At 59.8% G+C, this 13,465-nt stretch carries 13 protein-coding genes; 1 reads left to right on the top strand and 12 read right to left on the bottom strand.

Translation table 11 applies throughout. The features are described 5' to 3' along the window. Positions 1-5 precede the first annotated feature (5 nt). From AC07OG_RS10625 to AC07OG_RS10610, 4 genes are all read right to left on the bottom strand, one after another. Positions 6-2,456, bottom strand: a complete 2,451-nt coding sequence (locus AC07OG_RS10625) for a heavy metal translocating P-type ATPase (protein WP_495066988.1) — start codon at positions 2,454-2,456, stop codon at positions 6-8. Between the two features lie 168 nt (positions 2,457-2,624). Further along, a complete protein-coding gene (locus AC07OG_RS10620) occupies positions 2,625-3,164 on the bottom strand; it encodes a FixH family protein (protein WP_060539776.1) in 540 nt (179 codons plus the stop codon). A gap of 11 nt (positions 3,165-3,175) precedes the next feature. Then, entirely contained in the window at positions 3,176-4,591 is a 1,416-nt protein-coding gene (gene ccoG / locus AC07OG_RS10615) for a cytochrome c oxidase accessory protein CcoG (RefSeq protein ID WP_218424503.1), read from the bottom strand. A gap of 293 nt (positions 4,592-4,884) precedes the next feature. Next, positions 4,885-5,091: a hypothetical protein gene (locus AC07OG_RS10610; RefSeq protein WP_060539774.1), complete on the bottom strand. Its 207-nt coding sequence runs from the start codon at positions 5,089-5,091 to the stop codon at positions 4,885-4,887. A gap of 297 nt (positions 5,092-5,388) precedes the next feature. On the opposite strand from AC07OG_RS10610, the gene AC07OG_RS10605 reads away from it, so the two are divergent. Beyond that, positions 5,389-6,402, top strand: a complete 1,014-nt coding sequence (locus tag AC07OG_RS10605; RefSeq protein WP_495066987.1) for a metallophosphoesterase family protein — start codon at positions 5,389-5,391, stop codon at positions 6,400-6,402. A gap of 76 nt (positions 6,403-6,478) precedes the next feature. On the opposite strand, the gene ccoP (AC07OG_RS10600) is transcribed toward AC07OG_RS10605, so the two are convergent. The 8 genes from ccoP (AC07OG_RS10600) to ccoN (AC07OG_RS10565) all read right to left on the bottom strand — a co-directional run bounded on the left by ccoP (AC07OG_RS10600) (position 6,479) and on the right by ccoN (AC07OG_RS10565) (position 13,397). Continuing rightward, entirely contained in the window at positions 6,479-7,462 is a 984-nt protein-coding gene (gene ccoP / locus AC07OG_RS10600; RefSeq protein ID WP_495066986.1) for a cytochrome-c oxidase, cbb3-type subunit III, read from the bottom strand. Beyond that, positions 7,459-7,644, bottom strand: a complete 186-nt coding sequence (locus tag AC07OG_RS10595; RefSeq protein ID WP_003175465.1) for a CcoQ/FixQ family Cbb3-type cytochrome c oxidase assembly chaperone — start codon at positions 7,642-7,644, stop codon at positions 7,459-7,461. Before AC07OG_RS10595 ends, ccoP (AC07OG_RS10600) begins: the two co-directional genes overlap by 4 nt. A 5-nt stretch (positions 7,645-7,649) precedes the next feature. Further along, entirely contained in the window at positions 7,650-8,258 is a 609-nt protein-coding gene (gene ccoO / locus AC07OG_RS10590) for a cytochrome-c oxidase, cbb3-type subunit II (RefSeq protein WP_024164411.1), read from the bottom strand. Further along, positions 8,258-9,700 carry a cytochrome-c oxidase, cbb3-type subunit I gene (ccoN, locus tag AC07OG_RS10585; protein WP_060539771.1) on the bottom strand — a complete coding sequence of 481 codons (1,443 nt, stop codon included), beginning with the start codon at positions 9,698-9,700 and terminating at the stop codon, positions 8,258-8,260. Before ccoN (AC07OG_RS10585) ends, ccoO (AC07OG_RS10590) begins: the two co-directional genes overlap by 1 nt. A gap of 499 nt (positions 9,701-10,199) precedes the next feature. Continuing rightward, positions 10,200-11,156 carry a cytochrome-c oxidase, cbb3-type subunit III gene (ccoP, locus tag AC07OG_RS10580; protein ID WP_495066985.1) on the bottom strand — a complete coding sequence of 319 codons (957 nt, stop codon included), beginning with the start codon at positions 11,154-11,156 and terminating at the stop codon, positions 10,200-10,202. After that, entirely contained in the window at positions 11,153-11,350 is a 198-nt protein-coding gene (locus AC07OG_RS10575; protein WP_060539769.1) for a cbb3-type cytochrome oxidase subunit 3, read from the bottom strand. The genes ccoP (AC07OG_RS10580) and AC07OG_RS10575 overlap by 4 nt, the downstream gene beginning before the upstream one ends. A 3-nt stretch (positions 11,351-11,353) precedes the next feature. Then, positions 11,354-11,962, bottom strand: coding sequence for a cytochrome-c oxidase, cbb3-type subunit II (gene ccoO / locus AC07OG_RS10570; RefSeq protein WP_218424498.1), 609 nt, complete (start codon positions 11,960-11,962; stop codon positions 11,354-11,356). A 10-nt stretch (positions 11,963-11,972) separates the two neighbouring features. Continuing rightward, positions 11,973-13,397 (bottom strand): cytochrome-c oxidase, cbb3-type subunit I, encoded by a 1,425-nt coding sequence (gene ccoN, locus AC07OG_RS10565; protein WP_495066984.1) that lies wholly within the window; start codon positions 13,395-13,397, stop codon positions 11,973-11,975. Between the last annotated feature and the right edge of the window lie 68 nt (positions 13,398-13,465).

Genomic DNA, 13,465 nt, shown 5'->3' with positions numbered 1-13,465 from the left:
GCGGCTCAGGCCGGCAGCGGGCGGGTTTCTGGCGTGGCGTGGGCATCCGGCGCGCCGGGCAGGCGGGTCAGGCGCAGGGCGTTCAACACCACGGTCAACGAACTGATGGACATACCGACAGCAGCCCACACCGGGGTGATCCAGCCGAGCGCGGCGAACGGCAACATGAGGCCATTGTACAGCGCAGCCCACAGCAGGTTCTCGATAATCACCCGACGGGTGCGGCGCGCCAGGCTGAAGGCCTGCACCAGTGCGTCGAGTCGATTGGACAGCAACACGGCGTCGGCGCTGGTTTTCGCCAGGTCGGTGGCCGAACCCATGGCGACGCTGATGTCGGCGGCGGCCAGTACTGGCACATCGTTGACTCCGTCCCCCAGCATCAGCACTTTGCGACCTTCTTTATGCAGTTGTTGCAGGACCTGCAGCTTATCGTCAGGGCGCAAGCCGCCCTGTGTTTCATCGATGCCCAGTTGCGCGGCGACACTGGCGACCATCGGCGAGCTGTCGCCGGACAGCAACAGCGTCCGCCAGCCTCGGGCCTTGCAAGCCGCCAGCAGCGCCGGTGCATCAGCGCGCAAGCGGTCGTCGAGCACCAGCCAGGCCAGCGGCCCCTGACTGTCGCCGAGCAGCAGCCATTGCCCGGGTTCATCAGGCATAACGGGTATTTCGGCGCCACTGAGCTGGCAGACAAAACCGGGCTGGCCAATACGCAGGCGTTGCAAGCCGACCACCCCTTCCAGGCCAAGGCCCGGGGTGCTGTGAACCTCGTCGGCGGCCTGAGGCGCGCGTCCGAAGGCTCGGGCGATCGGGTGTTCGGAGCGGTTTTCCAGCGCGGCGGCGAGGCTCAGGCATTGATCGCTGTCCAGCGCACCGAGAGGGCGAATCGAACGTAATGCCAGGCGACCTTCGGTGAGGGTGCCGGTCTTGTCGAAAATCACCGTGTCGATCTGGTTCAAGCCTTCCAGCACATGGCCGCGGGTCAGCAGCAGGCCGAGTTTGTGCAGGGTGCCGGTCGCTGCAGTCAGGGCGGTCGGAGTGGCCAGGGACAAGGCACAGGGGCAGGTCGCCACGAGCATCGCCAGCACTATCCAGAAGGCCCGGGACGGGTCGAGCTGCCACCACAGCAGGCCGATGGCGGCGGCAGCGACCAACGACAGCAACAGGAACCATTGCGCGGCGCGATCGGCAATTTCCGCCAGGCGTGGTTTTTCGGCCTGTGCGCGATCGAGCAGGCGCACGATCGCCGAGAGGCGGGTGTCCTGGCCGAGGGCCTGGACCTCGACCGTCAGTGCGCCTTCGACATTGAGGGTGCCGGCGGTAACGGCATCGCCGAGGGTTCGCGGTTGCGGCAGGTATTCGCCCGTCAGCAGCGATTCGTCGACGCTTGACTGGCCGTCGAGGATCTTGCCGTCAGCGGGAAGAATGGCGCCCGGATGAACCAGCACCTGATCGCCGACGCGCAGTTCGCTGAGCAGAATGCGTTCGCTCTGGCCATCGGGCGTCAGGCGCAGGCACGAGGCGGGCAAAAGATTGACCAACTGCGCGGTGGCGGCGGCCGTGCGTTCCCGGGCCCGGCGCTCCAGATAGCGCCCGGCGAGCAGGAACAGGGCAAACATGCCGACGGCGTCGAAATACAGTTCGCCGACCCCGGTGATCGAGGTCCAGATCCCGGCGATGTAGGCGCTGCCGATGGCCAGCGACACCGAGACATCCATGGTCAGGTGGCGGGTACGCAGATCACGCATGGCGCCTTTGAAGAAGGGGGCGCAACTGTAGAAAACGATCGGGGTGGTGAGAAACAGTGCGACCCAGCGCAGGATGGTGTGCAGTTCCGGGCTGAGGTCGATGTTGAATTCCGGCCAGGTCGCCATGGTCGCCATCATCGCCTGGAACCACAGCAACCCGGCAACGCCGAGTTGACGCAGGGCCAGGCGGTTTTCGCTGGCAAGTTGTTCGCTGGCGCGGTCGGCCTGGTAGGGGTGCGCGGCGTAACCGATGTGACGCAGTTCGCTGAGCACCTGGCTCAGGGGCAATTGCGCGTCGGCCCAGCGCACATGCAGGCGATGGTTGGACAGGTTCAGGCGCGCCTCGGCCACCGCCGGCAGGGCGCGCAAGTGTTTTTCGATCAACCAGCCACAGGCGGCGCAACTGATGCCTTCCATCAGCAGCGTGGTTTCGGCCAGTTCGCCTTCGTGGCGGACAAAGGGTTGCTGCACGTCGGCGCGGTCGTACAGCGCCAGTTCGTCCACCAGTTGCACCGGTAACGCTTCGGGATTGGCCGAGGCTTCGCTGCGATGCTGGTAATAGCTTTCCAGCCCACCGGCGACAATGGCTTGGGCCACGGCCTGGCATCCCGGGCAGCAGAATTCGCGGGTGTCCCCGAGCACGACGGCGGTGAAGCGGCTGCCGGACGGGACGGGCAGAGCGCAGTGGTAGCAGGGGAGTGGGGTGGTCATGGGGTTTTCATTAATGCCGCAGGATCTCTGTCGTCAAGTAAGGCCTCTTCGTCGGAACGCCGCCCGGACCAAGCCCGCTCCCACAGGGATCATGGGCGTATGCAAAATCTTTGCACGACATTGATCAACTGTGGGAGCGGGCTTGCTCGCGATGCGCGAAGCGCGGCTTTATTTCTTCAGGTCTTCCGCGCCCTGCAACGGCTCGTCGCCCAGCAACAGATCCTTGTCATGGCTGACCAGTTCTTCCTCGAACATGCGCCAGATGTGGTCGTCCTGAGTGCCGAGCAATTCGACAAAACGTCGACCTTCGATCTTGTCGCTCAGTTGCCCAATGTAGCGGCCCTGCTCGCTGTCGCTGCGGGCCAGGGTGATCTTGCGATCCTTCTCCGGCTGGGTCGGCGAAATCAGGTTCAGTTCCAGGGTCTTGGGCTGGCTGATGCCGCTCAGGCGCAAATCCACTTCGCCGGTGACGTCATCCAGATGAATGCTGGCGCGCATCTGCAGGGTCTGGGCCAGCAGTTCGCGGTCCAGGGAGCGGTTGATGCCTTTCCCTGCCTCGTAATAGTTGTCGTTGACCAGGTTGTCCGGATTTTTCACCGCAATGGTCACCATGGACAAGGTCAGAGCCACCGAGCAGGCCAGGATCCCGATGATGATCCACGGCCAGAGGTGCTTGTACCAGGGGCTTGCGGCGTTTGCTGCGGGCATGATCAATTCTCTCAACGAATTTGTGGGCCGATGAACCGGCTCTTGGCTTCAACTTGAACACTGTCGTCATCGGCATCCTTGAGGATGAATTTCACCTCGTTGGTGCTCGACGGCAGTTTTTCCGGCGCGACGGACAGCTCCGCCGGCTGGCTGACGATCTCGCCGGCCGCGACCTTGATCTCGCGTCGACCCTGCAGCCTGAGATCCGGCAGGCCGGTGGCTTCCAGCACGTACCTGTGATCGCGCTGGTCCTTGTTCATGATTTTCAGACTGTAGACGTTTTCGATCCGGCCTTCGGCGTTCTCGCGATACAACACGCGGTCCTTGCTGACGTCGAAACCCACCAGCGAACGCATGAAGAACGCGGTCACCAGCAAGCTGATCATCGCCAGCAGCACCAGGGCATAACCGATCAGGCGCGGGCGCAGTTTATGGGTTTTCTGCCCGGAGAGGTTGTGCTCCGTGGTGTAGCTGATCAGCCCCCGCGGGTAGTCCATCTTGTCCATGATGGCGTCGCAGGCATCGATGCAGGCAGCGCAGCCGATGCATTCGATTTGCAGGCCATCGCGGATATCGATGCCGGTCGGGCAGACCTGGACGCACATGGTGCAGTCGATGCAATCACCCAGGCCCTGGGCCTTGTAGTCGACGCCTTTCTTGCGCGGCCCACGGCCTTCGCCACGGCGCGGATCGTAGGAAACGATCAGGGTGTCCTTGTCGAACATCACGCTCTGGAAGCGTGCGTACGGACACATGTAGATGCACACCTGTTCGCGCAGCCAGCCGGCATTGCCGTAGGTGGCGAGGGTGAAGAACCCGACCCAGAAATACGACCAGCCATCGGCCTGGCCGGTGAAGAAGTCGATCACCAGTTCACGGATCGGCGAGAAGTAACCGACGAAGGTCATGCCGGTGACAAAGCCAATCAGCAACCAAAGACTGTGTTTGCTGAACTTGCGCAGGAATTTGTTGGCACTCATCGGCGCCTTGTCGAGCTTGATGCGCTGGTTGCGGTCGCCTTCGGTGACCTTTTCGCACCACATGAAAATCCATGTCCATACGCTTTGCGGGCAGGTATAGCCACACCAGACCCGTCCGGCGTAGACGGTGATGAAGAACAGGCCGAAGGCGGCGATGATCAACATGCCGGACAGAAGTATGAAGTCCTGGGGCCAGAAGGTGGCGCCGAAAATGAAGAACTTGCGTTCCGGTACGTTCCACCAGACGGCCTGGTGTCCGCCCCAATTGATCCATACCGTACCGAAATACAGCAGGAACAGCGCGGCACCGCCAGCCATCCGCAGGTTGCGGAACAGCCCTGTGAAGGCGCGGGTGTAGATTTTTTCTCGAGAGGCGTATAGGTCGACGCTGTTGTTGGCGTTCCTGGTGGGGGGCGTGACGTCGTGTACCGGAATCTGGTTGCTCATCATTGCATCCCACGGCAGTGGAAAAATGCCTCGGTCGATACGTGCCGACCGCGGTCAAAAAGGGGTATTGCAGTGGCGCAATGATACGCCTGTCGCTCTAGCCTGCGGGTGCGACCTTTGGTCGCGTTGGGGAAAAAACCTGGATGGTGTAGCAAATGTAACAAATCATGATGCAGGTCAATTGACTATAGACGATTGATCTTGCGCCCTAATGGCCTGGCCTTGCCAGGGATTGCAGTACGTGGGTACTGCAATCCGGATGCGCGCGACTCAATCTCCAGGGTTGGAGATGCTCAAGGCAGGCGACCGCCGCCCAGGGAGTCTATTCCACCTGTGTGGTTCCCGCCCTGGCTGGGAGCGCTGTTAGCCCTGTCGATAATGGACCTGGGCTTGCGCGTTGGAGTCGTGGATTTGTCAGCTTGCGCGCAAGGTGGGTTTTCGGTTTCAGTTTGCTGTTCGATATGATCGGATTCGATATCGGTAATGTTTTGCTCGGACATGGTCAAACTTCCTTGTTCAATTGAATGAGTTTTGGGTCGTAAATTTGGTATGGATTGTTCAGTGACCCATCTTTTAAGTTAGCTTCTACTGTTGATTTCGTCGAATAAGGATTGATTTCAATTTGTAAGTTGTAATAGGCCGTTCATATCGTAATTTGTGCTTATTATTTTGGGCGTCGATGGGTTGGTCGCTGCTGGGTTTTTGCGTTAGTTTTATTACCCTGAGTGCACGTTATTCCAGATGGTCTGGCACCGTAATGGGTAGTTATTTGCTGGTTTGAATGGAAATGGATTTCTATGTGGTCAAATAAAAAAACCAGCCTGCTGCTGGGGGTGCTGCTCTGGATCGTGCCGTTCCTGTCGCACTCTGCGCAAAAGAATGATTCCCCACTGCACTTGGTCTTTTCCTCCAACCCGCAATACCCTCGGACCGACGCCACTGAGAGCGGGCGGGTCGAATCCGACTCGGAGAGAGAAAAGCGCTCAAAGTTTCTGATCGAAGCCCAGTATTCGGATATCGCCGACTTCAGGAGGAATTCTGGTGGCCCTGACCAAGTGCCAGTCATGATCAATGGCGACCTTACAATGTACGGTCGTGGCTGGCAGCGTTCGGTGGTAATGCCGATTCTGCAGGAGAAACTGGAGGGCGTTTATGACTATGGGTTGGGTAAGCGCGACTATGAAAAGAATTTGGCTAATTGCTTTTTGAATAGTTGCGCCGCAACCAGTATCGAGCATTTCAAAGGGCGGTACTGGGGCAAAGTAGACAGCATGGACTTTGGTGTGCGTGTGTCAGGTCGTACCGATGTTTATTACGGCAGTCTGGCGTACTCCAGGACCATAGGTGACGTGCATCTGGTGCAGTTGAATAATGAGCCGACTTACAGCGTGACGTTTTTTTCCGGGACACCTTTGATCAGTCCGTTGGAAGTGCGGATCACAGACGCGCTTGACTGGCTGGAAAGGGACCTGCGAAAAGCCCGGCAACAAGGCCGGATCATCATTCTGAATATGCACAAGGTGCGGGGCTGGATGGGCAGTGAGCAGCAGATCGAGCGTTTCAGAACCATGATCCAGGCTTACAAGGTGACAGCGGTGTTTGCCGGACACTACCACTGGCACTCGGGACGGTACTGGAATGCGTCCGACCGGTTCGGCAATGTGCCGGTGTTTCTCAGCGGTTCGGCAATCCGGCAGACTTATCTGATCGCATCTATTTCCGCGGACAGGCAAGCACTGACGGTCAATCGGGTGGAGGGCAATTACTGGCCGGGTCGCCAGCTTGAGGCGGTCGTCGAGGTTCAGTATTAGCGTTGTTTGCTGCACAAAACAAAACGGCCCCGTCAGTCACTGAAGGGGCCGTTTTTTATTGCTTCAAGCGTTTGCCTTACTGGGCATCTTCCGCCGGAGCCTTCTCACCATGAGACAAGCTGTAGACGTAAGCGGCCAGCAGGTGAACCTTGTCGTTACCTTGCATTTGCTCTTGCGCAGGCATCTGGCCCTGACGGCCGTAACGGATGGTCTGTTGCAGTTGCGCGAAGCTCGATCCATAGATGAACGCACCCGGGTGGGTCAGGTCAGGCGCGCCCATCGCTGGGGTGCCTTTGCCTTGCGGACCGTGGCAAGCCACGCAGTTGGCGGCGAACAGTTTCTGTCCGGCAACCGGGTCAGCCTTGGTGTCTTCCGGCAGCTTGCGGCCATCGAGGTTGGTCACGACGAAAGCCGCGACGTCGGCAACGCCTTGCTCGCCGATTACTTCAGCCCACGCCGGCATGACGGCATGACGGCCGCCCATGATGGTGGTCTTGATGACTTCCGGTTCGCCACCCCAGCGCCAGTCGGCGTCGGTCAGGTTAGGGAAGCCATAAGCGCCCTTGGCGTCGGAGCCGTGGCAAACCGAGCAGTTGGAGGCGAACAGGCGGCCACCCATCTTCAGGGCTTGCGGGTCTTTGGCGACTTCTTCGATCGGCATGGAAGCGAACTTGGCGAAGATAGGACCGAACTTGGCGTCCGATTTGGCCATTTCCTTTTCCCACTCGTGAACGCCGGTCCAGCCGGTCTGGCCGTTGGCGAACGCGGTCTGCTTTTCGTTATCCAGGTAGTTGTAACCTGGCAGCAGGCCTTTCCAGTTGCCCAGGCCCGGGTACAGCGCCAGGTAGCCCAGGGCGAAAATGATGGTGCCCACGAACAGCATGAACCACCATTTCGGCAGCGGGTTGTCGTACTCCTCGATCCCGTCGAAGGAGTGCCCAACCGTCTCGTCCGTCTGCTCGTTGCGCTGGCCCTTGCGGGTCGACAGCAACAGCCAGGTCAGGGCGAAGATCGTACCGAGACTGAGGACTGTGACGTACAGACTCCAGAATGTAGTCATTCTTTGTTACTCCTAGAAGCTTGCTCGACGTGCTTGATGGCTTCGGGATCATCCGCGAAAGGCAGCAAGGTCGCGTCTTCAAACTCCGACTTGCGCTTGGGGCTGAACACCCACAGTGCCAGTCCAATGAAGGCCACCATCACAACAACGGTGCCCAGGCCACGAATCATCCCGATATCCATTTAGATCACCGTTTGCTTTTGATGATGGTGCCCAGGCCTTGCAGATAGGCCACCAGCGCGTCCATTTCGGTTTTGCCCTTCACGGCGTCTTTTGCACCGGCGATGTCTTCGTCGGTGTAAGGGACGCCGAGCGTGCGCAAGACTTCCATTTTCTTCGCGGTGTCCTTGCCGTCGAGCTTGTTTTCCACGAGGAACGGGTAGGCCGGCATTTTCGACTCAGGCACGACGTTGCGCGGGTTGTACAAGTGCGCACGCTGCCAGTCATCGGAGTAACGACCGCCGACACGGGCCAGGTCTGGACCGGTACGTTTGGAGCCCCACAGGAACGGGTGGTCCCAGACGCTTTCACCGGCAACGGAGTAGTGGCCATAGCGTTCGGTTTCAGCACGGAACGGACGGATCATCTGCGAGTGGCAGCCGACACAACCGTTGGCGATGTAAACGTCCCGGCCTTCCAGTTCAAGGGCGGAGCGGGGCTTCATGCCCTCGACCGGCTTGTTGGTGACATCCTGGAAAAACAGCGGAACGATCTGGGTCAGGCCGCCGATGCTGACGGCGATGACCATGAAGAAGGCCAGCAGGCCAATGTTCTTCTCGACTGCTTCATGCTTCATCAGTGAGCTCCAACTACGGCAATCTGTTCGGCGGCTTCGGCTTCTGCCGGGTTCGAGGCACGTACGGTACGGAATACGTTGTAAGCCATGAACAGCATGCCGGCAGCAAAGAACGCACCGCCCAGGGCGCGGACGATGAAGCCCGGGTGGCTGGCTTGCAGCGCTTCGACGAACGAGTAGGTGAGGGTGCCGTCATCGTTGATTGCACGCCACATCAGGCCCTGGGTGATGCCGTTGACCCACATCGAAGCGATGTAGAGCACGGTACCGATGGTCGCGAGCCAGAAGTGGGTGTTGATCAGGCCAGTGCTGTGCATCTGCGCACGACCGAACAGTTTCGGGATCATGTGGTAGACCGCGCCGATCGAGATCATTGCAACCCAGCCCAAGGCACCGGCGTGTACATGGCCGATGGTCCAGTCGGTGTAGTGCGACAGGGAGTTCACGGTCTTGATCGCCATCATCGGACCTTCGAAGGTCGACATGCCGTAGAACGCCAGGGACACCACCAGGAAGCGCAGGATCGGGTCGGTGCGCAGCTTATGCCAGGCGCCCGACAGGGTCATCATGCCGTTGATCATGCCGCCCCAGCTTGGCGCCAGCAGGATGATCGACATTGCCATGCCCAGGGACTGAGCCCAGTCCGGCAAAGCGGTGTAGTGCAAGTGGTGGGGACCGGCCCAGATGTACAGGGTGATCAGTGCCCAGAAGTGCACGATCGACAGGCGATAGGAGTAGATCGGACGCTCGGCCTGCTTCGGCACGAAGTAGTACATCATCCCCAGGAAGCCGGTGGTCAGGAAGAAGCCCACGGCGTTGTGGCCGTACCACCACTGGATCATCGCGTCAGTCGCACCGGCGTAGGCCGAGTAGGACTTGAACAGGCTGACCGGCAGCGACATGTGGTTGACGATGTGCAGCATCGCCGTCACCAGGATGAAGGCACCGTAGAACCAGTTACCGACATAGATGTGCTTGGTCTTGCGCTTGACGATGGTGCCGAAGAACACCACAGCGTAGGTGACCCAGACAATGGCCAGCAGAATAGCCAGGGGCCATTCCAGTTCGGCGTATTCCTTGCTGGTGGTCAAACCCAAAGGCAAGGTAATGCCGGCACCGACGATCACCGCTTGCCATCCCCAGAAGGTGAAGGCCGCGAGGCTGTCGGAAATCAGTCGCGTCTGGCAGGTTCGCTGGACGACGTAATAAGAGGTGGCAAACAGTGCACATCCACCGAAGGCGAAAATCACCAGGTTGGTGTGCAACGGGCGCAGGCGTCCAAAGCTCGTCCATGGCAGACCGAAGTTCAACTCCGGCCAGACCAGTTGCGAGGCGATGAAGACACCGAGCCCCATGCCAAGGATCCCCCAGACCACCGTCATGATGGCGAACTGGCGGACTACCTTATAGTTATAAGCAGTCGGACTGATTGCTGTGCTCATTCTAAGGTTCCACGGTTTGGGTGTTTTATTAGGATTAAAAATCGGCCGCAAGTATGGAGAAAGCAGGGGGTCATTGCAACGCGCCATGACCTTGGTCAATGCTTTCAAATGCTGATTCTGCGGCCTTTCCATGCGCCGCGTAAGGACAAAATAGCCCAAGGGCAAAATGTCCCGGTGCAATCAAAAGGCGAGGGGTTCAGGTCGGATGTAACGGGGTGTGTTCAAACGCAACGATCGAGCGACCAAAGGCAATTGGCGCGACAGCCGGTTTTACCGGCCTTTGCGGCCTGTCCTCGGACGAAATCGTCGAACACATCAGTCAAGGTCGACCTGGACCCGCTGCTTGCCGGTCCGCATCGGGCAAGCTTAGACCCGAATCCGGGGAACCGAAAGGAAGACGCTGGGAGGGTGCGACAAAAAGAAGCAGCTTTGCCGTAACGGCGAGCCGCAAGCTACAAGCTCCAGGTTAGAGCCCGTACTTGCGGCTTTTGCTTTGCCTTTACTTGCTGCTGGTAGCTTGAAACTTTTCGCTCAACTGCTCATCACTTCTCGAAAGGCTATACACGTAGGCTGCAAGCAGTTGCACCTTATCGTTGCCGAGCAATTCGTTCTGCGCCGGCATATGGCCCTGGCGACCATGGCGGATGGTTTGTTGCAGCTGCGCCAGGCTCGTACCGTAGATAAACCCGGCCGGGTGCGTCAGGTTTGGTGCGCCCATGGCTTCGGTGCCCTGGCCGTTTGCCCCGTGGCAAGCCACGCAGGTGCTGTTGAACGCCTGCTGTCCGGCTTGCAGATCCGCTGTGCTGTCGGCCGGCAGTGGCAGGCCGGCCAGATCATGACGGACATAGGCGGCGACGTTCTTCACGCCCTCTTCGCCGAGGATTTCACCCCAGGCCGGCATCGCCGCCACCCGGCCACCCATGATGGTGGTCTTGATAGTTTCCGCGGTGCCGCCCCAGCGCCAGTCGCTGTCCGCCAGGTTGGGAAAGCCGAAGGCACCCTTGGCATCGGAACCGTGGCACACCGAGCAGTTGGACGCAAACAGGCGACTGCCCATTTTCAGTGCTTGTGGGTCCTTCGCTACTTCTTCCACGGGCATGGCGGCGAATTTGGCGAAGATCGGTCCGAACCTGGCGTCAGCCTTGTCCATCTCCTTTTCCCATTCATGTACGCCGGTCCAGCCGTTTTCGTAGCCGGGCAGGATGCCTTTCCAGTTACCCAGTCCCGGATAGAGGATCAGGTAGCCGACGGCAAACACCAGGGTGGCGACGAACAGCATGAACCACCATTTTGGCAACGGGTTGTCGTACTCCTCGATGCCATCGAAGCTATGGCCCATGGTCTGGTCGACGCTGCCCTTGGTTTCGCTCTTGCGGGTGGCGATCAACAGCCAGGTCAGGCCGATCAGGCTGCCGATGGTCAGTACGCAGATCCAGATACTCCAGAAGGTGGTCATGGCCGGGTACTCCTTGTTGCGCGATCGTGGGTGATGTCGGGTTGTGGCTCATCGGCGAATGGCAGCAGGCGCGCTTCGGCGAACTGCGGATTGCGCTTGCTGTTGAACACCCACAGCGTCAGGCCGACGAAGGCCACGAACACCACGACCGTACCCAGGCCGCGGATCATTCCAATGCTTAACTCAAAGAACATGGCTCACCTCTTGCTCTTGATCGCAGTGCCGAGCACTTGCAGGTAGGCGACCAACGCGTCCATTTCCGACTTGCCCTTGAGCGACTCGGCCGCACCGGCAATGTCCTCGTCGGTGTACGGCACGCCGAGGGTGCGCATGGTTTTGAGCTTGGTTGCGGTCTGACTGCTGTCGACCGGATTGGCCACCAGCCACGGATAGGCCGGCATCTTCGATTCCGGCACCACGTTGCGCGGGTTGTACAAGTGCGCACGGTGCCAGTCGTCCGAGTAGCGAGCGCCGACCCGGGCCAGGTCCGGACCGGTACGTTTGGAACCCCACAGGAACGGGTGATCCCACACGCTTTCACCGGCCACTGAGTAATGCCCGTAGCGTTCGGTCTCGGCGCGGAACGGCCGGATCATCTGCGAGTGGCAACCGACGCAGCCTTCGCGGATGTAGATGTCACGCCCTTCCAGTTGCAGCGCGGTATAGGGCTTCATGCCTTCCACCGGTTTATTGGTCACGTCCTGGAAGAACAGCGGGACGATCTGGGTCAGGCCGCCGATGCTCACGGCCAGGATCATCATCAGCAGCATCAGGCCGATGTTTTTCTCGATTGTTTCGTGTTTCATGGCGGACTCCTCAGGCCATCTGCGCGGCAGCGGCGACGTCGGCAGGCTGCGAGGCCCGCACGGTGCGCCAGGTGTTGTAGGCCATCAGGAACATGCCGCTGAGGAAGATCGCGCCGCCCACCAGCCGCACGACGAAGCCTGGGTGGCTGGCCACCAGGGTTTCGACGAAGGAGTAGGTCAGCGTGCCGTCCTCGTTCACCGCACGCCACATCAGGCCCTGGGCAATGCCGTTGACCCACATCGAGGCGATGTACAGCACAGTGCCGATGGTCGCGAGCCAGAAGTGCGCGTTGATCAGGCCGGTGCTGTGCATCTGCGTGCGGCCGAAGACTTTCGGGATCATGTGGTACAGCGCGCCGATGGAAATCATCGCTACCCAGCCCAAGGCGCCGGCGTGTACGTGGCCGATGGTCCAGTCGGTGTAGTGGGAGAGGGCGTTGACGGTCTTGATCGCCATCATCGGCCCTTCGAAGGTCGACATGCCGTAGAACGCCAGCGATACCACGAGGAAGCGCAGGATCGGGTCGCTGCGCAACTTATGCCAGGCACCCGACAGGGTCATCATGCCGTTGATCATGCCGCCCCAGCTTGGAGCCAGCAGGATCAGCGACATCACCATGCCCAGCGATTGCGCCCAGTCCGGCAGCGCGGTGTAGTGCAGGTGGTGGGGACCTGCCCAGATGTACAGGGTGATCAGTGCCCAGAAGTGCACGATCGACAGGCGATAGGAATACACCGGGCGTTCGGCCTGTTTCGGCACGAAGTAATACATCATCCCGAGGAAACCGGCAGTGAGGAAAAAGCCCACGGCGTTGTGTCCGTACCACCATTGCACCATGGCGTCGGTGGCACCGGCGTATACCGAGTAAGACTTGGTGAAACTCACCGGCAACTCAATATTGTTGACGATGTGCAGGATTGCCACGGTGACGATGAACGCGCCGAAGAACCAGTTGCCCACATAGATGTGGTTGGTCTTGCGCTGCATGATCGTGCCGAAGAACACGATCGCGTAGGCGACCCAGACAATGGTGATGAGGATATCGATCGGCCATTCCAGCTCGGCGTATTCCTTGGACGTGGTGTAACCGAGCGGCAGGGTGATCGCCGCCAACAGGATGACCAGCTGCCAGCCCCAGAAGCAGAACGCAGCGATTTTTGGCGCGAACAGTTGCGCCTGGCATGTGCGCTGTACCGAATAGAATGAACTGGCGAACAGCGCGCAACCGCCGAACGCGAAGATCACCGCGTTGGTGTGCAGCGGGCGCAAACGGCCGAAGCTGGTCCATGGCAGATTGAAGTTGAGTTCGGGCCAGACCAACTGGGCGGCGAGAAAAACTCCGAGCCCCATGCCGACGATGCCCCACACCACCGTCATAATGGCGAATTGGCGGACCACCTTGTAGTTGTAGGCGGTACTGATAGAAGTGTTCATGGTTCCCCATCCACGGTTCAGCCGAAGTGATCGCGCTCGCGCAATGCAGTGCACCCTTCGCCTGGAGT

Source organism: Pseudomonas sp. GW821-FHT09H03 (assembly GCF_059415945.1).
This window is presented reverse-complemented; position numbering and strand designations above follow the sequence as displayed.